This is a genomic window from Thiomonas sp., assembly GCF_034007205.1.
GTDB lineage: Bacteria > Pseudomonadota > Gammaproteobacteria > Burkholderiales > Burkholderiaceae_C > Thiomonas.
Map to the genome: position 1 here is coordinate 54244 of NZ_JAVERI010000007.1, position 24985 is coordinate 79228.

17 protein-coding genes and 1 tRNA gene are annotated in these 24985 nt (G+C 64.6%); 8 read left to right on the forward strand and 10 right to left on the reverse strand.

What is annotated here, in order from left to right; translation table 11 throughout:
- Genes RBR52_RS07420 through smc form a run of 7 tightly spaced genes read right to left on the reverse strand, consistent with a single transcriptional unit; the run spans position 1 to position 12515 of the window.
- The gene (locus RBR52_RS07420) at positions 1-2598 is read right to left on the reverse strand and encodes a DEAD/DEAH box helicase family protein (protein WP_320376566.1); all 2598 of its coding nucleotides are present in this window, start codon (positions 2596-2598) and stop codon (positions 1-3) included.
- Complete coding sequence (locus tag RBR52_RS07425) at positions 2591-4264, reverse strand: Eco57I restriction-modification methylase domain-containing protein (RefSeq protein WP_320376567.1); 1674 nt, start codon at positions 4262-4264, stop codon at positions 2591-2593. The genes RBR52_RS07420 and RBR52_RS07425 overlap by 8 nt, the downstream gene beginning before the upstream one ends.
- Complete coding sequence (locus tag RBR52_RS07430; protein WP_320376568.1) at positions 4261-5082, reverse strand: KilA-N domain-containing protein; 822 nt, start codon at positions 5080-5082, stop codon at positions 4261-4263. The genes RBR52_RS07425 and RBR52_RS07430 overlap by 4 nt, the downstream gene beginning before the upstream one ends.
- Positions 5083-5084: 2 nt before the next feature.
- Positions 5085-5795, reverse strand: a complete 711-nt coding sequence (locus RBR52_RS07435; RefSeq protein WP_320376569.1) for an N-6 DNA methylase — start codon at positions 5793-5795, stop codon at positions 5085-5087.
- 36 nt (positions 5796-5831) lie between these two features.
- The gene (gene ligA / locus RBR52_RS07440; protein ID WP_320376570.1) at positions 5832-7898 is read right to left on the reverse strand and encodes an NAD-dependent DNA ligase LigA; all 2067 of its coding nucleotides are present in this window, start codon (positions 7896-7898) and stop codon (positions 5832-5834) included.
- Positions 7898-8953, reverse strand: a complete 1056-nt coding sequence (locus RBR52_RS07445; protein ID WP_320376571.1) for a cell division protein ZipA C-terminal FtsZ-binding domain-containing protein — start codon at positions 8951-8953, stop codon at positions 7898-7900. Before RBR52_RS07445 ends, ligA begins: the two co-directional genes overlap by 1 nt.
- Positions 8954-8987: 34 nt before the next feature.
- A complete protein-coding gene (gene smc / locus RBR52_RS07450) occupies positions 8988-12515 on the reverse strand; it encodes a chromosome segregation protein SMC (RefSeq protein ID WP_320376572.1) in 3528 nt (1175 codons plus the stop codon).
- A 133-nt stretch (positions 12516-12648) separates the two neighbouring features.
- Between smc and nth the strand changes: the two genes are divergently transcribed.
- Positions 12649-13290 (forward strand): endonuclease III, encoded by a 642-nt coding sequence (gene nth / locus RBR52_RS07455; RefSeq protein ID WP_320376573.1) that lies wholly within the window; start codon positions 12649-12651, stop codon positions 13288-13290.
- Positions 13287-14192: a cobalamin-binding protein gene (locus RBR52_RS07460; RefSeq protein ID WP_320376574.1), complete on the forward strand. Its 906-nt coding sequence runs from the start codon at positions 13287-13289 to the stop codon at positions 14190-14192. The genes nth and RBR52_RS07460 overlap by 4 nt, the downstream gene beginning before the upstream one ends.
- 283 nt (positions 14193-14475) lie before the next feature.
- Here the strand turns inward: RBR52_RS07460 and RBR52_RS07465 are convergent, their stop codons facing one another.
- From RBR52_RS07465 to acs, 3 genes are all read right to left on the reverse strand, one after another.
- Positions 14476-16086: a glucan biosynthesis protein gene (locus tag RBR52_RS07465; protein WP_320376575.1), complete on the reverse strand. Its 1611-nt coding sequence runs from the start codon at positions 16084-16086 to the stop codon at positions 14476-14478.
- 521 nt (positions 16087-16607) lie between these two features.
- Positions 16608-16698 (reverse strand) — tRNA-Ser (locus RBR52_RS07470).
- Between the two features lie 72 nt (positions 16699-16770).
- Complete coding sequence (gene acs, locus RBR52_RS07475; RefSeq protein ID WP_320376576.1) at positions 16771-18750, reverse strand: acetate--CoA ligase; 1980 nt, start codon at positions 18748-18750, stop codon at positions 16771-16773.
- 189 nt (positions 18751-18939) lie between these two features.
- Here acs and RBR52_RS07480 point away from each other — a divergent pair, with 189 nt between their 5' ends.
- The 6 genes from RBR52_RS07480 to RBR52_RS07505 all read left to right on the forward strand — a co-directional run bounded on the left by RBR52_RS07480 (position 18940) and on the right by RBR52_RS07505 (position 24985).
- Complete coding sequence (locus RBR52_RS07480; protein WP_320376577.1) at positions 18940-20466, forward strand: fumarate hydratase; 1527 nt, start codon at positions 18940-18942, stop codon at positions 20464-20466.
- 6 nt (positions 20467-20472) lie between these two features.
- A complete protein-coding gene (locus RBR52_RS07485; protein ID WP_320376578.1) occupies positions 20473-20712 on the forward strand; it encodes a cysteine-rich CWC family protein in 240 nt (79 codons plus the stop codon).
- Positions 20709-21500 (forward strand): glutamate racemase, encoded by a 792-nt coding sequence (gene murI / locus RBR52_RS07490; RefSeq protein ID WP_320376579.1) that lies wholly within the window; start codon positions 20709-20711, stop codon positions 21498-21500. The genes RBR52_RS07485 and murI overlap by 4 nt, the downstream gene beginning before the upstream one ends.
- 335 nt (positions 21501-21835) lie before the next feature.
- Positions 21836-23350, forward strand: coding sequence for a cytochrome c (locus RBR52_RS07495; RefSeq protein WP_320376580.1), 1515 nt, complete (start codon positions 21836-21838; stop codon positions 23348-23350).
- Between the two features lies 1 nt (position 23351).
- Positions 23352-24587, forward strand: coding sequence for a hypothetical protein (locus RBR52_RS07500; RefSeq protein WP_320376581.1), 1236 nt, complete (start codon positions 23352-23354; stop codon positions 24585-24587).
- Between the two features lie 23 nt (positions 24588-24610).
- Entirely contained in the window at positions 24611-24985 is a 375-nt protein-coding gene (locus RBR52_RS07505; protein ID WP_320376582.1) for a c-type cytochrome, read from the forward strand.

Consider the following 24985-nt stretch of genomic DNA (forward strand, 5'->3'; position numbering starts at 1 on the left):
CTACCTGAAACCATCCGCTGTAACCGATCGTCGACCCGCAGTCGCGTAGGGCGCCGCATCTTCCCTCGCCACCACCGTGTCATACAGCCCGATGTGCGCCAGTCCCTCGTGGCTCTCAATGCCCGTATAGCGAAGCGAAGCATCTTCATAGCGGCGAAAGGCGAAGACCGCCTGGTTCATCTGCTCGGTGTTGAACACCCTCAGACGCACCAGTAAATGGAAGTCCTGCACCGTCAGGCCGGTGACGGCCAGGAACAGGTCCGGCTCCAGCCTGGTGATCACATCCTGCAGCGTGTTTTCGCGGAAATCGGTGAGGTACATGAAAGCCGGGATGCGGGTGGCGAACTTGATCAGCTTTTCCTGCACCAGCTTGCGCTTGGACTTGTATTCCTTTTCCTCGGCGGTGAGCTCCTTCTTCTCCTTGGCCGACAATTCCTGTTCCTTCGCCTTGTTCTTGAGCGCCTTGACTTTTTCGCTCTTGTTGATGATGGTCTCGATGATGTTGTCGCCCAGCGCGCGCCAGCCCTCGATGCGCTCCACGGCAGACATCGCCTCGGGGCTGTCCATGATCCGTCGCAGCGTATCGTTGTCCACGTTCACCAAGAGCGCCGACTCCCACTTGCGCGCCAGCAGCGTGGCCGAGGTGCCCGCCATGGCGATGTCGAGAATGCCGCCGGCGTCGATCTGCGTCATGTTGGCGCCATCAAAAGCCAGCACGGGCAGGAAGGACACCAGTTCCTTGACCGCGTTTTCCGGGTTCGGCTCGTTGGGCGACAGGCCGATGCCGTACTCCGAGAGTTGCCGCAGGGCGCGGGTCGGCGCGAAGTCGAACACGAAGCAGACCGGCTTGAGGATTTCCTCCTCCTTCGGGTTGTCGCCGTTCGGGTTCTTGATCGACCACGGCGACTGCACGCGGAACGCCGCCTGGAAATAGGTCTCCGGCGACTTGAGATTGCGCAGCATGAGGATGGACGACCACTGCGGCACGGTCACGCCGGTGGTCAGCTTGCCGCAGGACAGCGTGATGGTCTTGGTGTCGAATCCGCTGCCGATGGAGCGGCGCACGGGGGGCAAGGCATCCAGCCCGATGCCGGCCTGCGCCCCGGCCGCGACGATCACGTCGTAGTCGTGCCAGAAGGTGTTGTGCTTTTCCGCCAGCAGGTTGGCCATCGCGTGGCAGGCCGCCACATTGGGCAGGAACCAGAACGAATGTTGCAGATAGGGCAGCAGGCGCACGTCCGAATACGGAAACGGCGGCCGCGTGCCCGTCTTCAGATGTTCGACCGACCGGGGCGCGTAGCCGCCACGGATGATGTCCAGCCACTTCTGCACGTCGCTCTTGTGCTTGAACTGCGCCGCCTTGCCTGACCCCGTTGCCTCGAAGAATGCATTGAGATCGAACTCGTCGAATTCCCCCGCGCTTGCAATCGCCACCAGCTCGTCCGGCATCTGGTAGGTCAGCAGGCGCATCTGCGGCAGCGCGCCGTAGGGATTCCGCTCACCCGGATGCGCCGCGGCGAACGCCGCCTTGGCGCGCTGCTCGTCGGTGTAGGTCCAATTGAAAATCTGCTCCTCGATGAACTCGCCGGTCGCCAGCGCCTTGAACGGCGTGCCGGACAGGTACAGATACGCCCGGGTGGTGATGGGCAGAAACTCGGATTCCTGCTCCGAAAGCACGGTGAAGTCTTCGTTCACCACCTCCAGGTCGGCGGCATATTCGAGTCCGGCCTCCTTCCTGGCGACGGCCTCTTCCTCGCCCTCGAACAGCTCCTTCGCCGTCTCGCGCCAGGCCCCGAAGTGGTACTCGTCGAACACCACGAGGTCCCAGTTGATGGTGTGAATCCACTCGTTCTTGGGCTTGATGTTGCCGGTTTCCTTATCACGCCCCAGCAGGTCCTGGAAGGAGCCGAAACAGATGACCGGCTTCTCGGCGTCAATCTGCCTTGGATCGCCGTTGGTGTTGCGCGACAGGTACTGCCAGCCGTCGAAATCCACGTGAGATTCCAGGTCCGTCTGCCAGGCATCCTCAACGGCCGGCTTGAAAGTCACCACCAGCACCCGTTTCGCGCCGAGCTTCCTGGCCAACTGGTAGGCGGTGAAGGTCTTGCCGAAGCGCATCTTCGCGTTCCACAGAAAACGCGGCGCGGCGTTCTTGTTCTCGGCCCGGATCGACTGGTAGTAGGCGAAGGTCTTGTCCACTGCCTCCGCCTGTTCGCGGCGCATCGCAAAAGTTTCGTGATGCGTGCCCGTGAGCGGTTTCCCGGTGCGCAACTCGGTCAGCACGGTTTTCACGTCCTCGACCGAGCACCGCACCCATTCCAGTTCCGCGCTCGGCAAGCCCTTCCTGACCAGCGCCGCGCGCACATCAAAGTCGCTGAAGAGGGTGCCGTCCTCACGCTCGGCGGGTTCGTCGAGCTCGATGGTGTAGTTCCTGATGGCGGCCGTTCGGAGTTGCTCGGCCACACGCTGTTTTACATCGCGCGTGGTCTGGCCGATTTTGAGCAACCCTGCGTGCGCCGCGTCGGCGATCGAGTAGGCGTAGATGCGCGGCCGGGCCTCCGGCTTGGGCGCGAGGATTTCCTCGATGGTCTTACTCATCGTCGCCTTCGTCCACGGAGACTTCATCGAACAGATCGGTCGTCAGTTCCATCGGGCGGACAATCTTCTCGATAAAGGCGACTTCCTCATCATTCAGGCCGTATTTCGCATAAAGATCAGCGTCCGTCCAGTGCCGTGTCCAATCCTGCGTTGGCACGAAGGTGTAGACCTTGCGTGTGGTGTCTTGGGATGGCTTGTGCAGCAGAATCAGCAGCCGAGTCAATCGGCAAGTCAGGTAGGACAAAACGCTTTCGGCTTCGCTCTTTGAATCGAACGGGCCGATGCAGAGATAGGTCTCCGATGAAATGCTGCCCGGCTCGCCGATGAAGGGGGTACTGATGATTCTGTGCGGGTAAGTGTCTCGGTTGCCGGTTCCCGGCGCGGCTCGCCCCACGAACACCTTCCACGAATCAATTAGCTCAGTGCCCGTTGTGATGGCGTTTCTCGGCGCGTAGCCCGTCCCGCCGTTCTGATAAACCAGAACATCGCCGGGTGATTTTTTCGCCTTGCCTTTGAACTTTGTTTCAAGCCCAAACGGTTTTCTGGAACTAACCAATCGATCGAAGCGCTTGGGAGCAGGCAATTCCAATTGAGCCGCATTCCCGCTCTCCACAGCCATAACCTTTTTCAGAATCGACAAACCCTCGTTGAAGCGGATGAATACATCCGCACCCTTTTCAAGCAGCGGTCGCGTGGCGGTGGAAACCGGCCAATCCTTGAAGTGCGTCGTCACGCGACATGGGCCGGGGTTGTCCCGTTCCCAGAGGAAATAGCAAACGCCGCCCTTGAGCCCAACACCCGGAAAAACATCGGCAGCGCTGAGATAGTCGTCAATCGAGCGCACGCGATCATCGGCAAGCATGGCCTCACGGAACTCGTCCAGTCCCTTGCCGCCAGCAAACCAGCGCGAGGGAATGACCAACGACAGATAACGCGGCTCCAGCTTCTTTGCCTGCTCTACAAACAACTGGTAAATCGGCGCGGCGCTCTTGCCGTGCCCGCCATCGTCCAACTGATACGGCGGATTTCCAATAATCACATCGAACTGCATATCGCCTCCAAACAACTCGGTGAGCCGAGTCTTGATGTCGTCGGTGTGGATGAACGCATAGGCGTGGCTTTCCAGCCCTTCGCCGCGATCCAGTGCGCTTTGGCTGGCCCCGCAAAAGGCGCATTTGCCATTGGCCCACGTGTGCTCTGTGCGCTCGAACCAGATGTTGCCCGAGTCGCTCTTGAAAGATTTCGCAACGGAGTGCGGCCCATTGGCGTGCTTGCTGCAATACACGCTGCGCCGCGCCAGCATGGCGGTGAGCCGGGTGATGCCAATGCCGAACACCTGTCGGGTGAGGATGTGATCGACGCGCGCCTGGAGGTCCGGTATTTCGTCGGCCAGCCCCTCGGTCAGGCGGCCGGTGATCTCGCGCAGGAACACGCCGGACTTGGTGCAGGGGTCCAGAAACTTCACCGAGCTGTCGGCCCAGATATTCGCCCCGCCGTGACTGGCCGCCCACGCATCGGCCAGGGTATCCAGCATGCGGTTGGCGAACTCCGGTGGCGTGAACACCTCGTCGTTGGAGAGATTGGCGATGCAGGTCAGCACATCCGGGTTGCGCCCGCGCAGTGCAAAGCCGGCCTGTCCGGTCAAGGCTTCCCCCATCCCGCTCATGGTCGCTTCCCTTCCAGTCGCTGCACGCCCGTGTCCGCCAACAGCACTGTCATTTGCTGGATGGCGGTCTGGTTGAGCAGTTTCAGCCGTTCGGCCTGCGCCAGCCCCTGGTGGATGAAATGGGCGTTCAGCGTTTCCAGATTGGCGAGGCACACCAGTTGCGCGGCATTGGCCTCATCGCGGATGTTGCCCTTGCTGCCGGGGTTTTCATCGCGCCACTGTTTCGCGGTCTTGCCGAACAGCGCCATGTTCAGCAGGTCCGCCTCGCTGGCGTAGATGAGGTTGATCTGCTGCGGCGTCAGTTTGGGCGGGATCAGCCTGGCCTTGATGGCGTCGGTGTGGATGCGGTAGTTGATTCTGGCGAGGTTGCGGCGGATGTCCCAGCCGAGTTGCTGGTATTCCGTCTCCTTCAGGCGCTGGAATTCCTTGATGAGGTAGAGCTTGAATTCGACCGACACCCAGGAGGCGAACTCGAAGGCGATGTCCTTGTGGGCGTAGGTGCCGCCGTACCGGCCCGCCCTGGAAGTGATGCCGATGGCGCCGGTGGACTCGATCCAGCGTTTGGGGGTGAGCACGAAGCTGTTCAGCCCGGCCTGGTTTCTAATCCCATCGAATTCGATGGGTTTGAAATCCGGGTTGTTGAGATGCTCCCAGATGCCGAGGAATTCAATGGTGTTCCGATTCCTGAGCCAGTTCTGGATGATGTAGTCGGTACGTTCGCTATCCTTGTAGCGGGCGATGTCCGTGAGGGAAATATAGTCATCGACGCCGCCGGAAACGACGGTGACGGACGTGCCTTTTACGTCGATCTTTGCCATGTTCAATCTCCCTCCAGAGCAGCCAGATCACTCACGGTCATCGGCGGGTGGGACTTCACCGGCGTGAAGATTTCGTGCTTGGCAAAAAGCGAACCCTGCACGGTGTGAGTGGACATGCCGGTGAGGATGTCCAGGCGGAAGTCGCGGCGCTTGAATTTTCCCTTGCCGAGGTAGCCCCACTCGGCAAAGGTGATCGGCTTGCCATCGCTGGTAAGCATCGTCAAAGCGTCACCGTGGACGAGGTTCTGCGACAGCACATAGGACGCTGCGCGATACAGGTCATCCGATTCCTCGATCTTCAGGTAGTCGGCAAAAATCTCCAGCATATTCGCCCGGCACTCGGCAATGTTGTCCGGCAAGAGTTCAATTCCGTAGGCGCACATCAGGCCGAACAGCGCAAAGTGCCGCCGCTCGAAGTCCGACTTGCCGTACTTGAGTTCGACGGCGGCGAGCTTGCGTTGCAGTATCCGCACCAGGAAATTACCGCTTCCGCATGCCGGCTCCAGGAATCGAGAGTCAATGCGTTCGGCCTCCTCCTTCACGAGGTCGAGCATCGCTTCGACGAGCCACGCCGGGGTGAAGACCTCCCCGTGGTCAGCCACGCGTTGCTTGGATTTGATGTGGTTCATGGGGCTGATCCCTTTCGGGTCATGCGTCCTATCGGTCACTGCGGCCAATGCATCCCGCAAAGCTTGCGCATCAAACTGATCCATGCGGGATATTCTGGTCATCGTCTACCGATCCTTGCACTACGCCGAATATCCCGCCAGCAGCGCCATCAGCCCCGCTTCGTCGAGCACCGTCACACCGAGCTCCTGTGCCTTGGCGAGCTTGCTGCCTGCCTCAAAGCCGGCAATGACGTAATCGGTTTTTTTGGACACCGAGCCGGCCACCTTGCCGCCTGCGGCTTCGATGCGGGCCTTGGCTTCTTCCCGACTGAGTGTGGGCAGCGTGCCGGTGAGCACCAGGGTTTTGCCAGCGAGCGGTTTGGGGGCGTTGCGGTCGGGCGCGGCCTCACTCCAATGCACGCCGCAGGCGCGCAACTGCTCGATCACCTCGCGGTTGTGCGGCTGATCGAAAAAGGTGCGGATGCTCTGCGCCACCACCGGGCCGACATCGGGCACTTGGAGCAACTGCTCCAGCGGCGCGTCGAGAATTGCGTCCAGGCTGCCGAAGTGCCGCGCCAGATCCTTGGCGGTCGCTTCGCCGACGTGGCGGATGCCCAGGGCGTAGAGAAAACGCGCCAGGGTGGTCGATTTGCTGGCCTCCAGCGCCTGCAGCAGATTGGCCGCGCTTTTTTCGGCCATGCGGTCGAGCGCGGCGAGCCGGGGCAGGTCCAGGCGGTACAGATCGGGGAGCACGCGCACGATACCGCCATCGACGAGTTGATCGACCAGCTTTTCGCCCAGCCCTTCGATGTCCATCGCACGACGGCTGGCGTAGTGCAGCAGGGCCTGTTTGCGCTGCGCCGCGCAGTACAGGCCGCCGGTGCAGCGCCAGTCGGCCTCGCCCTCCTCGCGCACGATGGCCGAGCCGCAGACCGGGCACTTGCCCTGCAGCATCCGGTACATGTCGAAGGGCTCGCCCACATTCGCCGGGCGGGCTTCGAGCACCACGCTGACCACTTCGGGAATCACGTCGCCCGCGCGGCGCACGATGACGGTGTCGCCCACGCGCACGTCCTTGCGGCGCACTTCGTCCTCGTTGTGCAGGGTGGCGTTGGTCACGGTCACGCCGCCGACGAACACCGGCTCCAGCTTGGCCACGGGGGTGAGCTTGCCGGTGCGCCCGACCTGCACGTCGATGGCCAGAACCCGGGTGCTGCGTTCCTGCGCGGGGTATTTGTGCGCCACGGCCCACACCGGCTCGCGGTTGCGAAAGCCCAGTTCGCGCTGCAGTGCCAGGCTGTCGACCTTGTAGACCACGCCGTCGATGTCGAAGGGCAGGCTGTCGCGCGCGGCGGCGATGTGGGCGTGAAAGTCGATCAGCGTCTGCGCGCCCGGCCCGTGCACCCGCTCTTTCGCCACGGGCAGGCTGAAATTCTCGAAAGCATCGAGCATGGCGTGGTGGGTGTCTGGCTGATCGGCCCAGCCTTTGATTTCGCCCCAGCCGTAGGCGTAGAAGCTCAGCGGGCGCTGCGCGGCGATGGCCGGATCGAGCTGGCGAATGCTGCCGGCCGCGCCGTTGCGCGGGTTGATCAGGGTGGGCAGGCCCTTGTCGCGCTGGCGGGCGTTGTAGCGCTCGAAGTCGGCGCGCTTCATCAACACCTCGCCGCGCACTTCGAGCACGGCGGGCGCGGCGCCGCGCAGTTGCAGCGGCACGCTGCGGATGGTGCGCACGTTTTGCGTGACGTCTTCGCCGGTCTCGCCGTCGCCGCGGGTGGCGGCCTGCACCAGCCGTCCCTGTTCATAGCGCAGGCTGATGGCCAGGCCGTCGAACTTCAGTTCGGCGCTGTAGATCACCGGCGGATCGTCGGCGCTCAGGCCGAGACGGTTGCGCACACGCTGGTCGAAGGCCACCGCGCCCTGCGGAGTGGTGTCGGTTTCGGTCTGGATGGACAGCATGGGCACGGCATGCCGCACCGGAGCGAACTCGGGCAAGGGCGCTCCGCCCACGCGCTGGGTCGGCGAATCGGGGGCGATGAGTTCAGGGTGCGCCGCTTCGAGCTGCTGCAGTTCTCGAAACAGCGCGTCGTAGTCGGCATCGGCGACCAGCGGGGCGTCGAGCACGTAGTAGGCGTGATCGAGGCGGGCGATTTCGGCGCGCAATTGCGCCGCGCGCTCGGCGGGCCGCGCAGAAAGATTCGGCGGGGTCATCACGAGAACAAGCGCTGTGCGGCGGGGGAACCCGCGGGCAGGCCGCGCTGCTCCAGCACCTCATACAGCAGATCGAGCTGTTTTTCGATGTGGTCGAGCGCGGCGTCGGGCAGCGGCGCGTTGTTGTCGTCCACCACCGCGGCGTCCAGCGCACTGGCCAGTTCGCGCGCGGCCTGGCGCATGCGGGCGAATGGCTTTTGCGTCGCCGGAGCCTGCGGCACTTCGAGCAGCAGGGTGGCATGGCTCACGGCGGCGGCGCCGTCGGACAGATCGGCGCGCGCATCGAATTGCAGATGCACCAGCGGCGTGGGCGCCTGCTCCACGTCCTGATAGAGCAGGACCATGCGCCCGGCCTCGGCGCCGGGCACGAAGCCCGCGGCCTGGGCGCGCTGGCGCAGGAAGTCGATGCCCCAGGGCACGCTGCGGGCGCGCAGGGTGATCGAGAGCTGGGCGTCGTTGTCGCCGGCGAAGGCGTCGAGCGCCCGAGCCTGCTCCAAGGCCTCGGCCATGTCGGGCAGATCGGGCGCCACGCTCAGGGCTTCGCCGAGTTCGTGGCACTTGGCGATGAACTCGGAAAATTCGATGGCGTTGATCGGCCCGGCCCGGTTGCTGAGTTGCACCGCCGCCTGCAGTTCGGCGTAGGGATGCTGAGGCTGCAGCGGCTCCCATCGCCCGGTTTGGGCATGGCGTCCCTCGAACAGCATGCGCTTGCCGCCGGCGCGTGCGGTCTTGGGCAGGCGTGACAGCAGCATGTCTCCCGTTCTCACGGGGTCGAGCAGGAAGCTGGCGATGGCGTCGATCAGCGGGTCGATCTGCAGCGGCACCAGCCGTGGCCGGGGGGCGACTTCGGGGCTGAGCGCAAGGGGTTCGAGCAGGTGGCCGTGCGTGTCTGCCGTCAGGGTGTCGAGGCCCGCGGGTTCGATGGCGGTCTGCGCATCGTCTTCGACGGCGGCGCGCTGGCGCTTGAATTTGCCCGATTGCCAGGTGTTGTAGGCAATGACGGCGGCGATGATGATCGCGCCGATGACGATCAAGGCGATTTGCAACTGTCCCATCCAGGAATCCTCGGGGGTGTGTGGGTTGTGGGGCTCAGGCGGCCTGGGCAAAGCGTAGCGCCGCGTCCATTTCCACGGCAACGGTACGCGAGACGCCCTGCTCCTGCATGGTCACGCCGATGAGCTGGTCGGCCATTTCCATCGCAATCTTGTTGTGCGAGATGAACAGGAACTGCGTGCTGGCCGACATGTCCTTCACCAGCCGGGCGTAGCGCTCGGTATTGGCGTCGTCCAGCGGCGCGTCCACCTCGTCGAGCAGACAGAACGGCGCCGGGTTGAGCTGGAAGATGGCGAACACCAGCGCGATGGCCACCAGCGCCTTTTCGCCGCCGGAGAGCAGGTGGATCGAGCTGTTCTTCTTGCCCGGCGGCTGCGCCATGACCTGCACCCCGGCGTCGAGAATTTCCTCGCCGGTGATGATGAGGCGAGCGTTGCCGCCGCCGAACAGCAGCGGAAACATGCGGCCGAAGTGGTCGTTGATCTGCGCGAAGGTCGTGGCCAGCAGGTCGCGGGTTTCGGCGTCGATCTTGCGGATGGCGTCTTCGAGCGTGGTGATGGCCGTTTGCAGGTCGTCGTGCTGGGCGTCGAGAAACTGCTTGCGTTCGCGCGCCTGACCCAGTTCGTCGAGCGCGGCCAGATTCACCGCGCCCAGTGCGGCGATGTCGCGCTGCAGCCGCTCCTGCTCGCGCGCCAGCGCCGGGGCCTGCGCGCCCTCGGGCAGGCTGGCGCGCACCGCGTCGATGTCGGCCTGCGCCTCGGTGAGCTGCTGCGCGAACTGCTCGGCCTGCAGCCGGAACTCCTGCTCCTTGAGCTGCAATTCGGTGATGCGCTGCCGCAGCGGATCGAGGTCGCGCTCCAGCGCCAGCCGCGCCTCCTCGCGCTGGCGCAGTTGCAGCGCGATGTCGTCGGCCTCGCTGCGGCGCGCGCCCAGCACGGCCTGCGCGCCTTGCTGCTCGGCCAGCGCCGTCTGCAGACCGGCTTGCGCGCCTTGCTCGTCGAGCCGCGCGAGTTCGGCCTGTGCCGCCTCGCGCGCGCCGACTTGGCGGGCCATCTGTTCCAGCGCCATCTGCGCCTCGCGTTGCAGGTCGGCCAGCTTTTGCCGCAGGCTGCGCACCGCATAGCTGCCCTCACTCGCCTGCGATTCGAGCTGGCGCTGCTGCGCCCTGGCGGCGGCAAGCGCCTGCTGCGCATCGATCACTTCGGTTTCGAGATCGGCCTGTCTTTGTTGCTGGTCGGCCAGGCGGGCGTCGAGTTCCTCGAAGCGCGCTTCGCTCTCGGCCTGCTGCGCCTGCAGTTCGTCGAGCTGAGCGTCGATGTCGGCCAGGTCGGTGGCGATCTGCTGTTTGCGCGCGGCGCTCTGCTCGGCCTGCTGCGTGAGTTTGAGCAGTTCCACCTGCACGCCGTGCAGTTGCTGGGTGTCTTGTTGCTGGCGGCGCTGCAGCGCGGCGAGCTGTTCCTGCGCCTGACCCAGATCGTGCTCGGCCTGATGAAGCTGGGCGCGGCTTTGTTCGGCGATGAGCTGCTCGGCCTTGATCTGTCGCTCCAGATTGTCGATTTCCTGCTGCCGGGCGAGCACGCCGGACTGCTCTGAATCCGGGGCGTAAAAACTCATGCTCTGGCGCGATACCGCATGGCCTTCGCGCGTGAGCAGCACGGCTTGCGCGGGCAGACTGCCGCGCAGCGCCAGCGCCTGCTGCAGCGACGGGGCGATGAACACGGCGCTCAGCCAGTCGTCGAGCAAGCCGGCCAGCGCCGCATCACCGCTGCGCACGCCTTCGCGCAGCGGTCTGCATCCGGCTGGTGCAGTCGGCTTCGCCTCTGCTGTTTGGGTCTGCACTGTGGCCGAATAAAACGCCAGCTTGGCCGGCGGCGCATCGTCCGCGAAGCCCGCCGCCCTATCGAGCTGGCGCAGCTCAAGAGCCGAGAGGCGCTCGCGCAACACGGCTTCGAGCGCGGTTTCCAGACCGTTTTCCACTTGCAGCCGCGACCAGAGCGGCGACAGGCCATCGAGCCCGTGCCGGGCCAGCCAGGGCCGCAGCCTGCCTTCGGTGAGCACGCGATCCTGCAAGGCCTTGAGCGCGGAAATGCGCGCGCTGGTGGCCGCGAGCTGCGCTGCGGCGCCTTGCTGCGCCTGCTGCGCCTGCTGCCGCGCCTGCTGCAGATCGGGCAAGGCTTCGTCGAGCCGTTCGCGCTGCGCGCGGAGGGTGTCGAGCGCGTCGTTCAGGCTCTCCTGCTGGCGCTGCAGGTCGGCCAGACGCTGACTGTCGGGCGCGACCACGGTGCGCTGCTCGGCGCGCAGCCTCTCGGCGCGCTGTTGCAATTGCTGCATTTGCTGCCCGAGGCTGCGCTGCCGTGCGGCTTCGGCCTGCAGCGCCTGCTGGGCGCCTGCGGCCTGCGCGCGCTCGTCCGCAGCGCGCAACTGCGCCTCGCTCAAGGCCGCTTCGAGCGCGGGCACGGTCTCGCCCTGCTCCTGCGCGCGGGCCTGCGCCACTTCGGCCTGCACCTCGGCATCGGCCAGGCGCTCGGAAGTATCTGCGGCCTGCGCCATGGCCGCGTCGTGGCGCTGCTGCCATTCCTGCGTTTGCATGTCGATGGCCTGCAGCGCAGCCTGGGCGCGCTGGCGGGCTTCGACGACGAAGCGGATTTCCGCTTCGAGCTGGCTGACGCGCGACTGCGCAGCGTAGAACGCGGCCTGCGCCCGGTTGAGGGTGTCGCTGCTGGCGAACTGCGCCTGTCTGAGGGTTTCGATTTCGGCCTCGATGCCGCGCTGCTCGGCAATGCGGGCCTCCAGCGCATTCATCGCCTCGCCTCCGGCCAGCGTGATCTGCTGGCGTCTGGCCTGCGCCTCGTCCTGGCGCAGCAGCCAGAGCTGGTGCTGCACTCGCGTCGCACTGGCCTGCAAATCCTGATAGCGGGTGGCGACCTCGGCCTGTTGCTCCAGCCGCCCCAGATTGCTGCCCAGCTCGCGCAGGATGTCCTGCACGCGGGTGAGGTTCTCGCGGGTGTCCTGCAGACGGTTCTCGGTTTCGCGGCGGCGTTCCTTGTACTTGGACACGCCCGCGGCCTCTTCGAGCATCATCCGCAGGTCTTCGGGACGCGATTCCAGAATGCGAGTGATGGTGCCCTGGCCGATGATGGCGTAGGAACGCGGCCCCAGGCCGGTGCCGAGAAAAATATCGTGCACATCGCGGCGGCGCACGGCCTGGTTGTTGATGAAATAGCTCGACGTGCCGTCGCGGGTGAGCACGCGCTTGATGGCGATTTCGGTGAACTGCCCCCACTGCCCGGCGATGCGGTGATCGCTGTTGTCGAACACCATTTCCACGCTGCAGCGGCTGGCCGGCTTGCGCTGCGCGCTGCCATTGAAAATGACGTCCTGCATGGACTCGCCGCGCAGCTCGCTGGCCTTGCTCTCGCCCAGCACCCAGCGCACCGCATCGATCACATTCGATTTGCCGCAGCCATTGGGCCCGACGATGCCGCTGATGCGGCCGGGGAAAGGCAGCGTCACCGGTTCGGCAAACGACTTGAATCCGGCCAGACGGAGCGAGGTCAAACGCATCGATATGTTCTAACTCTATGATTTACAAAAGAAATTGTGAATTTCACCACAGCGGGAAATCATACCATCGCCATACTACCTGCCGCCGATGCCGACCGAGGGGCATCACCCGCCTCGCCTATCATCGCACCGCATGGAACCCGCCCAGATCCAGACCCTGTTCGAGCGCTTCGCCGCCGCCAACCCCGAACCGCGCACCGAGCTGGAATATCGCACGCCTTTCGAGCTGCTGGTCGCGGTGATGCTCTCGGCGCAGGCCACCGATGTCAGCGTGAACAAGGCGACCCGGCCGCTGTTCGCCGTGGCCAACACCCCGCAGGCGCTGCTCGACCTGGGCGAAGACCGGCTGCGCGAAGCCATCCGCACCATCGGGCTGTACAAGACCAAGGCGAAGAACCTCATCGCCACCTGCCGCATCCTCGTCGACCAGTACGGCGGCGAAGTGCCGCAAAGCCGCGAGGCGCTGGAGTCGCTGCCGGGCGTGGGGCGCAAGACGGCCAATGTGGTGCTGAACGTGGCGTTTGGGCAGGACACCCTCGCGGTGGATACGCATATCTTTCGCGTCGCCAATCGCCTCGGGCTGGCCAAGGGCAAAACCCCGCTGGAGGTCGAGACCCAGCTGGAGAAGGTGATACCGCCACGGTTCCGTCACCACGCGCACCATTGGCTGATCCTGCACGGACGCTATGTCTGCAAGGCGCGCAAGCCCGAATGCTGGCGCTGCGGCGTGGCCGATCTGTGCGCCTTCCAACCCAAGACCCCCGCGCCGCCATGAGCAGGTTCCGTTGGCTTTGCGCGGTCTTCACGGTCGCGTTCTGGACCGTGCTGTGGACGGCACCTGTCGTCTGGGCAGCTCCGGTGCGGGTGACGGACGACGCCGGACACGAGGTTTCCCTGCCCGCGCCAGCCAAGCGCATCATCGCACTGTCGCCACAGTTGCTCGAACTCAGCGCGGCGGCCGGGGCGAGCAAACAGATCGTCGCCAGGATTCAGGGCACGGACGATGTGCCCTGGGCGCGCAGCCTGCCCATCGTGGGCGACGCTTTCGCGCTCAATCTGGAAGCCATCGTCCGCCTCAAACCCGATCTGATCCTGGCCTGGCAATCGGGCACGCCACCGCGCGAGGCGGCTCGGCTCAAAGCCCTGGGTATTCCCATTTACTGGAGCCAGGCCAACACCTTCGAGTCGCTGGCTTCGACCGTCAGCCGCATCGGCGAACTCGCAGGTACGCAAAAGCAGGCCAGGCGCTGGGTCCGCGATTTCAACGCACGTCTGGCCGCCATCGAGCAGCGTTACGCCGCGCAAAAACCCGCTGTACGGGTGTTTTACGAGGTCTGGAACCAGCCGCTGATCACCGTGGGCGGCAAACAGCTCATCAGCCAGGCCATCACCCTGTGCGGCGGACGCAATGTGTTCGGCGCGCTTTCGGTTCTGGCGCCCACTATCGGCCTTGAAGCCGTGCTGCAGGCCGACCCGCAACTCATCGTCACCGCCAGCCCCCAGGCCGCGCAATGGCTCCGGGCGTGGAAACGGTTTCCGCAGTTGAGCGCGGTACGGCATGACCAGCTCGTCGCCCTCTCGCCCAATGCCCTGCCGCGCATGGGCGTGGATGTGCTCGACGGGGTGCAGCAACTCTGCAACGCCGTCTCGACGGCCCGCCGGGCCGTGCAACGCTGACGGTCCATGGGTTGCGCATAGCGTTTTTGGGGCGCAATTGAGCAGGAGCTGTCGTCGGACAACGCAAGCCCGTGCCTCGTCTTACTGCGTTATAGATCAATCCATTATCGGCACTTCTACAAGTCCGGTGGATCATCGACGACACGGGCTTTCCAGGCAGGGCCGGAATTCGGTGGGGTGGCGCGCACTGCCAGGGGACGCGCCGAAACCGCAGAAGCCGGCCGCCGCTGGCGGCATGCCGACGGCCGCCCGCTCGAACAGCAGGCCGAGCGCCAGACGTGTCTTAGCACGAGCGCGCGGCAATGTATTGGTACAACCAGGTCTCGGTCAGCACTCGCTCGCCCAGCCGTACGTAGCAGCGCAGTTCGATCGGGTCGTTGGCGCTGGCGTCGTCGGTGTACAGATCGAACGACGCCCGCCAACGGTCGGTGCCGACCACCTTGAGAACGTGGCGGTCGTCGATGCGCCCGCGCGAGGCGGTCACCACCGCGTCGAGGTCGTAGCGCTGCTCGATCGCGGCGAGCGGTCCCCCGGAAAAATCGATGACGAACTTGATGCCCGGCGGCAGCGCGGCGACCTGACTGGCCGACAGGCCGGCCATGCCGGGGCGCCCTTTCCAGGTGTCGCGCACGCGGCCCACCGGCGGCACGAACGGCTCGTCGTTGCCCCAGTACAGGCGGTAGTCGAAAGTCCAACTGGTTCCGGCGCGCACCGGCTGCCTCGGCGTCCAGTAGGCGACGATGTTGTCGTGAATCTCGTCGTTGGTCGGAATTTCCACCAGTTGCACGGCGCCCCCGCCCCAATCGCCCAGCGGCTCGACCCACACCGACGGCCGGAGGTTGTAGAACGCGCCGTCGTCCTGGTAGTGATCGAAGTTGCGATCGCGCTGCGACAGGCCGAAGCCGCGCGGGTTGTGGTCGACGAACGACGAAGTCTTGACCACCGGCGGGTTCTCCAGCACCCGCCACAGCCGCTCGCCGGCACCGGTCCACACGGCCAGACCGTCCGAATCGTGGATCTCCGGCCGCCAGTCGACCGCGCGCTGGCGGTTGTTCTCGCCGTACCAGAACATGCTGGTCAGCGGCGCCACGCCGAGCCGGCCGATGTCCCGGCGCATGAACAGCTCGGCGTGCACCTCGGTCACCACCGGATCGCCCCGCCGGCAAACGAAGCGGTAGGCGCCGCTCAGGCTCGGACCGTCGAGCAGCGCGTACAGCGTGACGCTGTCACCGACAGGCCGCTCGAGGTAGAACGCCGTGAAATCCGGAAACTCCTCGGGCTGCGGCATCGCGGTGTCGATGGCAATGCCGCGCGCCGACATGCCGTACTGCCCGCTGGGACCGCAACTGCGGAAATACGACGCGCCCTGGAAGGCCAGCCAGTCGGTTTTCGCCGGGGCCGGGTCCATGACCCGAAAACCGGCAAACCCGCGGTGATGGGCGAGCCGCCGCGCCAGCGCAGGGTCGCCGTACTCGAACAGATCGGTCGAAAACGGCACCTCGCGCGCCTGCCCTGCGTCGACCAGGTAGATGCGCACCGGCTTCTGCGCAAAGCGGTGCGGGTGAAACAGCTGCACGGGAAACGGCGCGTCCTTCCACAGGGCATCCTCCGGCCGGAAACGAATCTTCTGAATGGCATCGAAGTCGATGCTGTAGAGCAGGTCCGCATCGGAGATCACCGGCGCCGCATAGGGCTTGCTCGCCAAGGCCCGTGCCTGCTCGCGCAAATCATCGAAACTGAACGGGCGCGCCGAGCCCAGGCGCACGCGCGCTTCGGCCGATTGCGCAAACGAGCCGGCGACCGCCAGCAATCCACCGGCGCCGGTGAATTTCAACAGGTTGCGACGCGTGGTGCGCGGTGGCATGAAGCGCTTACTCCCAGGGAAAAGGCCCAAGAAACGACCTCTTGGGCGAAGGCGCGGCCACCCATGGTGGCAAACCGCGAAATCGGCGAGCGGTTCGCTGCGAGCAGGCGCAAAAATAGGCCGAAAATCGCCGGCGCACGCCGCCTTTCGCTCCAATTCTCACACGGCGGGCGCACCTCGGGTGTCGAGGCTCGAAACGCGCCTGCGCGCCAGCATCAGATTGGCCAGGGCAAAAACATTTTTGAAATTTGGCCGCGGAATGTGTGGAGGGGGTTGTAGCAATTTTTTCAGCCCTCCTCCCCCGGTGAATTCCAGAGTTTGCAGCCCGCAGCGCCTCAATCGCCGTTGCGCCTACGGCAACCCGCCTGACGATGCTATCCGAGGCAGTCAATGGCGTATTGATGCGCCGTTGCATCGTTGCGACGCCGCACTGAGCTATGGAACACGCTTGCTCATCCGGCGCATGACCACCCTATCCGTGCACGCGGGCAAGACAGCCGAGATTTCGAAAAGAAAAAATCCAATGAAATCACTGGATTAGATCATTGCATTGGCGGAGAGAGGGGGATTCGAACCCCCGAAGGGCTATTGACCCTTACACGCTTTCCAGGCGTGCGACTTAAACCGCTCATCCATCTCTCCGGGAACCCATCACTATACCAGGGTCAGGCGGGGTATTGCGGGATCTGTTTGGGCAGCGGCCTGCTCTAAGGCTCAGTGCGCCTTGCCGAGCTGATCGAGGATGGCGGGGTTCTCCAGGGTGGATGTGTCCTGGGTGACTGCTTCGCCCCTGGCGAGCGAACGCAGCAGCCGGCGCATGATCTTGCCCGAGCGGGTCTTGGGCAGGTTGTCGCCGAAGCGGATGTCCTTCGGCTTGGCGATCGGGCCGATTTCCATGCCGACATGGTTGCGCAGTTCGATCGCGATCGCCTTGGCCTCCTCGCCTTCCGGACGGGGGCGCTTGAGCACGACAAAGGCGCAGATCGATTCCCCCGTGATCTCGTCCGGCCGCCCCACGACCGCGGCCTCGGCCACCAGTGGGTGCGCCACCAGCGCGGATTCGATTTCCATCGTTCCCATGCGGTGTCCGGAGACGTTGAGCACGTCGTCGATGCGCCCGGTGATGGTGAAGTAGCCGTCGCTGGGATCACGGATCGCGCCGTCGCCGGCGAGGTAATAACCGCCGAGTTCCTCAGGGTAATAGCTCTTCTTGAACCGCTCCGGATCGCCGTAGATGGTTCGGATCATCGACGGCCAGGGCTTCTTGATCACCAGGATGCCGCCTGTTCCCCACTCGACGTCTTGGCCGGTTTCATCGACCACGTCGGCGATGATGCCCGGCAGCGGCAGCGTGCAGGAGCCCGGCACCATGGGCGTGGCGCCCGGCAGCGGTGTGATCATGTGCCCTCCGGTTTCGGTCTGCCACCAGGTATCGACCACCGGGCAGCGCCCGCCGCCGATGTTTTCGTAGTACCACTCCCAGGCGGCCGGGTTGATCGGTTCGCCCACGGTGCCGAGGATGCGCAGGCTGTCGAGCTTGTAGTTGCGCGGATGCACGGCCGCGTTGGTTTCCGCCGCCTTGATCAGCGAGCGGATCGCTGTCGGCGCGGTGTAGAAGACGCTGACCTTGTGATCCTGGATCATCTTCCAGAACCGGCCTGCGTCGGGATAGGTCGGAATGCCTTCGAATATCACCTCGGTTGCGCCGCAGGCCAGCGGGCCGTAGGTGATGTACGTGTGTCCCGTCACCCAGCCGATGTCGGCGGTGCACCAGAACAGGTCGTCGGGTCGGATGTCGAAGGTCCAGAGCATGGTGAGCTTGGCCCAGAGCAGATAGCCGGCGCTGGAATGCTGCACGCCCTTGGGTTTGCCGGTGGAGCCGGAGGTGTAGAGCAGGAACAGCGGGTGCTCGGCCTCGACCCATTCGGGCTCGCACTGCGCACTTTGCCCTGCGACGATCTCGTGCATCCACAGATCGCCCTGCGGGTTGAAGGCGACATGGCCGCCGGTGCGGCGATAGACCACGACATTGCGCACCGAGTCGCAGCCGCCGAGGCCGAGCGCCTCGTCGACGATGGCCTTGAGCGCAAGCGACTTGCCGCCGCGGCGCTGCTCGTCGGCAGTGATGACCAGCACGGCGCCGGCATCCTGGATGCGGTCGCGCAGCGAATGGGCGGAAAACCCGCCGAACACCACCGAGTGGATGGCGCCGATCCGCGCGCAAGCCTGCATCGCGACCACGCCCTCGATCGACATCGGCATATAGATCACCACCCGGTCGCCCTTTTTCACGCCCAGCATCTTGAGCGCATTGGCCATGCGCCCGGTGCGCGCCAGCAACTCGGCATAGGTCACGCGGGTGACCGTGCCGTCGTCGGCCTCGAACACGATCGCGGTCTTTTCCCCCTTCCCCGCCTGCACCTGCACGTCCAGGCAGTTGTACGAGACGTTCATACGGCCATCGTCGAACCACTTGTAGAACGGCGCCTGGCTGTCATCCAGCACATGAGTGAAAGGTTGCTGCCAGTGCAGATGTTCTCTGGCCAGCCGTGCCCAGAAACCGGTGTAGTCGGCCTCGGCCTCGTCGCACAGGGCGCGATACGCGTCCATGCCGGAAATGCGGGCCGACTGCACGGCTTGCTGGCTGGGGTAATACACCTTGCGTTCGTGCGGGTGAGTGGGGGTGTCGCTCATGACAGTCTCCTTGGTTTTTGGGTCTTGCTGGAAAAAATGCGGACCAGACAATGCTATGTGAATTTTGCGCCCTTACGCAGCCCTGACGCAGCGCTCCAAGCATAGTGCGATGCACAGGCACCAAGAGGGACCGGGTTGCCTTGACAGGCTCCTAGAATCGCCTTGTTCACTACAAAACACGTTCACGACATGACCCCCACAGTCCAAGCGAAAGACCTGCGCGACAGCATCGCCGCCGCGCTGCAGTTCATCAGCTACTACCACCCGGCCGATTACATCAGTCATCTTGCGCGCGCCTACGAGCGCGAACAGTCGCCCGCGGCGAAGGACGCCATCGCGCAGATCCTGACCAACAGCCGCATGTGCGCCGAAGGGCATCGACCGATCTGCCAGGACACGGGTATCGTCAACGTGTTCCTCGACGTCGGTTTGAATGTGCGTTTGCAGGGGTTTGACGACGGCCTCGATGCAGTGGTCAATGCCGGAGTGCGCCAGGGCTATCTCGACCCCGAAAACAAGCTGCGCGCTTCCATCGTGGATGACCCGATCTTCGCCCGCAGGAACACCCGCGACAACACCCCGGCCGTCATCCACGTCAACCTCGTGCCCGGCGACACCGTGTCGGTCAGGGTCGCGGCCAAGGGCGGCGGCAGCGAGAACAAGAGCAAGTTCATCATGATGAATCCCAGCGACAACCTGATCGACTGGGTGCTCGCCACCTTGCCGACCATGGGCGCAGGCTGGTGCCCGCCGGGCATGCTGGGCATCGGCGTGGGCGGCACGGCGGAAAAAGCCATGCTCATGGCCAAGCAAGCCCTGATGGACGACATCGACATGTCCGATCTGCTGGCGCGCGGCCCCCAAAACGAGCTGGAAGCGCTGCGCATCGAGCTGTTTGAGAAGATCAATGCGCTGGGCATCGGCGCTCAAGGGCTGGGCGGTCTGTCCACCGTGCTGGACGTGAAAATCAAGACCTATCCCTGCCACGCCGCCAGCAAGCCGGTAGCCATGATCCCGAACTGCGCCGCCACCCGCCATGCCCATTTCGTGCTCGACGGCAGCGGCCCGGTGTTTCTCGATCCGCCCAGCCTCGACCTCTGGCCGGACGTACATTGGCAGCCCGATGCTGCACGCAGCCGCCGCGTCAACCTCGACACCCTCACCCGCGAAGAGGTCGCGAGCTGGAAACCGGGCGAAACCCTGCTGCTGTCGGGAGAATTGCTCACCGGGCGCGACGCCGCGCACCAGCGCATCGCCGACATGCTGGCGCGCGGCGAAACACTGCCGGTCGATTTCACCAACCGGGTGATCTACTACGTCGGCCCGGTCGATCCGGTCCGCGACGAAGTGATGGGCCCGGCCGGCCCGACCACCGCCACCCGAATGGACAAGTTCACCGAGACCCTGCTGGCGCAGACCGGGCTGATCGCCATGATCGGCAAGGGAGAGCGCGGCCCCGTGGCGATCGAGTCGATCAAGAAGCACCGCAGCGCCTCGCTCATGGCTGTGGGCGGCGCGGCCTATCTCGTGGCCAAGGCGATCAAGGCTGCTCGCGTGGTCGCGTTCGAAGACCTGGGCATGGAGGCGATCTACGCCTTCACCGTGCAGGACATGCCGGTCACCGTCGCGGTCGATGCGCAGGGCATCTCGGTGCACCAGACCGGCCCGGCGCAGTGGAAGGCGCGCATCGCCCAGATTCCGGTCACCACCGTCTGAGCGGGTGTGAACAAATCCGCGATGCCCGTCGATACGCCTGCTTGCGACCCCACGCGCTGTCCGCTGTGTGGGCAGCCCAATCAGTGCGCCATGGCGTGCGGCATCAACGGCTCGAATTGCTGGTGCGCCTCGGTGCGCATCGCGCCGCAAACCCTGGCGCGCATCCCCCTCGCCCTGCAAGGCGTGGCCTGCCTATGCCCGAAGTGCGCGGCAGCAGCGCCCCAAGCGCAACATGACCCTCGATGAACAAACCCGCCTGCATCGGCGTATTCGATTCCGGCGTGGGCGGCCTCACGGTGCTGCGCGCCCTGCGCACGCGAATGCCCGGCGCCCGCCTGATGTATGTCGCCGACTCGGCGCATGCGCCCTATGGCGACCGACCCGATGCCTTTCTGCTGGAACGCTCGCGTCTCATCACCCGATTCCTCATTGAGCAGGGTGCGCGCCTCATCGTCGTGGCCTGCAACACGGCCACGGCAGCCGCCATCTCGACCTTGCGTGCGCAATTCGATCTGCCCTTCGTCGGCATCGAGCCCGGCATCAAACCCGCTCTAGCCCGCAGCCAGGCGCGGCGCGTCGGCGTGCTGGCCACCCCTGCCACCCTGCGCAGCGCCAAGTTCCGCGCGCTGCTGCGTGCCCATGCCGCCAGCGCCGAAGCGGTGTTGCAGCCCTGCCCCGGTCTGGCAGACGCCGTTGAGCGCGGCGATCTGAAGGCGCCGGATTTGTTGTCACTGATCCGCCAGTTCTGCGCTCCCTTGCGCGAGGCTGGCTGCGACACCGTGGTGCTCGGTTGCACCCATTACCCCCTGCTGGCTGAGCAGATTCAAGCCGAACTCGGCCCGCAGGTTCACCTGCTCGACACGGCCGAACCCGTCGCGCGGCAAACCGCCCGCCTGTGGCGTCATCCTGTCGACCCGCCCTTCGAGCCCCCGCGGCTCTATACCAACGGCAATACGGCCGTGCTGCGCCGCATGGCGCATCTGTGCGGGCAGCACGACGCAAGCGTGCATGAGTGGGCGGCAAACCCGAGCTGAACCCCTGCTTGCGCACGACTGAATCGGAGGGAAGGGCCAAGGTTTCCGCTTGATGCCTTGCGACAGATCAAATGAAACCGCGCCGCATGGAATACATGCTCCAGGCTGGAACGATGCCATTCACGGCAAAACAATCCGCATTAACCCTGATTTTTTGCCCGATGCCTGCCTTTTGTGACTGCCGTCACTCACACATAGATGAACCTGCACGTCTCAATTGGCAATTTGATAAAGATTAAACCCCCACTTCCCTTGAGTCCCGATACTCCCTCAAGTAACAAATTGTCGCTATTTGCAACAAACAGGCGTGGAACACGCCGAGACAAGGAGTCGAGATGGATTGGGTCGGTCTTTATCCCACTTGGTATGAACCGGGGGTAGGCAGCGGATGGGTGGTGGGCATCATGGCCACCATTCACGTGCTGGCCTCGCACACCTCGGTGGGCGCAGCCATTCTGTTTGCGTATCTGGCGGTCATCGCCTACCGCCGCAACCAGCCGCAGTTGCTGGACTACATCCGCAAGTACGGCATGTTCCTGCTGGTGTTCTCTTACGTCATCGGCTCCATCACCGGGCCGGGCATCTGGTATTCGACTACCGTGGCCAGCCCGCGCGGCATTTCGGCGCTGATCCACAGCTTTGTGTGGAAGTGGGCGACCGAGTGGGTGTTCTTCGTCATCGAAGTGGTCGGCGTGTATCTGGTGATCTATCTGGTCGGCCGGGTCGATCAGCGCACCCATATGCGCATCGCGGTGATCTTCGGCATGGCGTCCTACACCACCATGCTCATCATTCTGGGCATCCTGTCGTTCATGATGGTGCCGGGCAAGGAGGTCTGGTACACCGAAGGCGGCTATCTCAACGGCTTTTACGGCAGCAATACCTTCGCCCAGCTCGCCATGCGCACGGCGTTCATGTTCACCATGACGGCGGTTGTCGGCGGCATCGTGGCCGCACGCATCAACGATCCGGCCTTCAAGCGCGAGATCTCGCGCAAGCTGGCCTGGCTGGGCATCGTGTCGTCGATCATCGGCGCGGCGCTGTTTCAGTGGTATTTGCGCACCCTGCCAGAAACCGCGCACCTGGTGATGGACAACCGCCTGCCCTCGTATTTCCAGCCGGCCATCCTCACCGTGTTGCTGGGCATTCTGGCGTATTTCGTCATGACGCTGATTTCCTCGCGCACCCTGGTGGTATGGGGCGCCTCGGTGGCCACGGTGAGCATTCTGCTGTTCGGCCTGTGGCCGGAGGAAGTGGCGCGCGAATCCATCCGCAAACCCTGGGTAGCCGGGCAGTATGTCTATTCCAACCAGGTCATCGGGCGCGACGTGCCGGGCATGAACATCAAGAGCGAAATTCCGCTGCTGGAAACCCACGGGTTTCTCAAGACGCAGGTGTTCGTCCCTGAAAACCTGCGCGTGGTCACGCCCGACAACATGCTCAAGGTGGGCGAGTCGCTGGCGCTGACCACCTGCTCCAACTGCCACTCGCTGAGCGATACCGGCATGCGTCCGCTGCATCAGTACTTCGGCGGCACGACCAGCGTCACCGAGGTCGAGCACTACCTGCGCGGCGCGCTCTCCACCGGGGCCACGCTGTACATGCCGATGATTCCGCTCAAACCCGAGGAAGCCGAGGCGCTGGCCGTGTTCATCGTCCACATGAAACAGCCGCAGGCCGCCATCGCCCACATCCAGCACAAGGCGGCGCTGGCGCAAGCCGAACAAGCCGACGCGCTGCCCGCAACCCTGAACCAAGAGTGCCCCCTGACCTGCCGCGTTCGCGTCAGGCCCCCCGAGGGGGATGAGAAAACTTGGGACGGCCCGGCGTTTTCTCATGAGGTACGCTGACATGAATTCCGAAATGCTCTATGCCCTGCGCGATGTGGCCGGGGTTCCGTCTCACCCCATCATCTTTCTGGCGCTGGGCGTGCTGACCTTCGCGATGCATATTGCCGCAGTCCAGGTCATGCTCGGCGGCACCGCGCTGGTGCTCGCCAACGCCTTCAGCCGCAACCCCATGCGCCGGCGATTGGCCGCGGCCATGACCACCACCGCCAAGATCGCCGTCTCGGTGGCCGTGGTGCTCGGCGTGGCGCCGCTGCTGTTCGTGCAGGTGACTTACGACCCGTTCTGGTACACCAGCAATGTGCTGTCGGCCTGGTGGGTGATTGGCTTCATCGTGCTGTTGATCGCGGGCTATATGGCGCTGTATTTCTTTTACAGCCGCAACCATCACCTCGAAGACGCCCAGCAGACCACGCGCTCGGGCTGGAGCCTGGTGGCCGCGCTCGCGCTGTTTCTGCTCGTGGGCTTCATCATGCATGTGCTCACCCAGCAGATGCTCAGTCCCGAAAAATGGATGAGCTGGTACGCGCCGGGCGGCGTGATCGACCCCAGCGGTCGCACCCTGCACGACTACAACCTGTGGCGCTTCGGCTTTTTCATCGCCCTTTCCGCGCCGGTGACGGGCGCCTGGCTGTTCGCCTATCGCCGCTACCTCAGCGCAGGCCAACTCGCCGATGCTGGCTATCTGCAATGGATCGGCGCGCTCGCCAGCAAGCTGCTCAACATCGGCGGCGTCATCGCGCTGGTGTTTCTCGGCGGCTGGATGGCCACCCTGCCCGCCAACATTGCGGGCTTTGCCACCTCGCCCATCGTGCTGCTCAGCGTGGCGCTGCTGCTGTTGACCGTGGCGCTGCCCACTGTGCTGGGGCGGCGCACGCTGAATACCTCGCTGGGCTACGCCCCCTTCGCCCTCGGCGCCGTGGCGCTGATTGCCGTGGCGGCGCTGCGCGAAGTGCTGCGCTGGACCGTGCTCAAGGGTGTGCACGGGTATGACGTGTTCACCTACCCCGTCCATCTCGACTGGTACAGCAATGTGATGTTCTTCGCCACCTTCGCCCTCATCGGCGGCAGCACCCTGGCTTACTTCCTCACCATTGCGTGGAAGGTCGGACAGACGCCCAAGGGTCAGATCTACACCCCAACGCCCGCCGTCGACCGCATCGGCACCGTTTCGATGTGGCTGGTCGGTCTGTGGATCGTGCAGTTCTTCGTGGTCGGCTTCGTCGTCTGGGCGAGGTAAGGATTCAAGGACAAGGATTTCTCATGCGACTTCATCACCTCACTCTTGCCCTGATCGGGCTCGTGTTCGCCATCGGCCTGCTGGGCGCCCATGCCCCGGTCTTTGCCGCTCCCGCCTCCCCTGCGGCAGCCGCGCCGTTGCCTCCTGGACCGAAGGCGCCGCCCAGCGGCCCTGCAATGGCACAAACCTGCGCAGGCTGCCACGGCACCGACGGGCGGCTGCACGCCGCCGCCTTCATGCCCCTGGCCGGCATGCCCAAGGCGCAGTTCGTGCAAGCCATGCGCGACTTCCGCGACGGCAAACGCCCGGCCACGCTGATGCGCCATGTGGCCGAAGGCTTCAGCAACGAAGAGATCGACGCCATGTCGGTCTACTTCGCCGCTGTCAAACCGGAATAA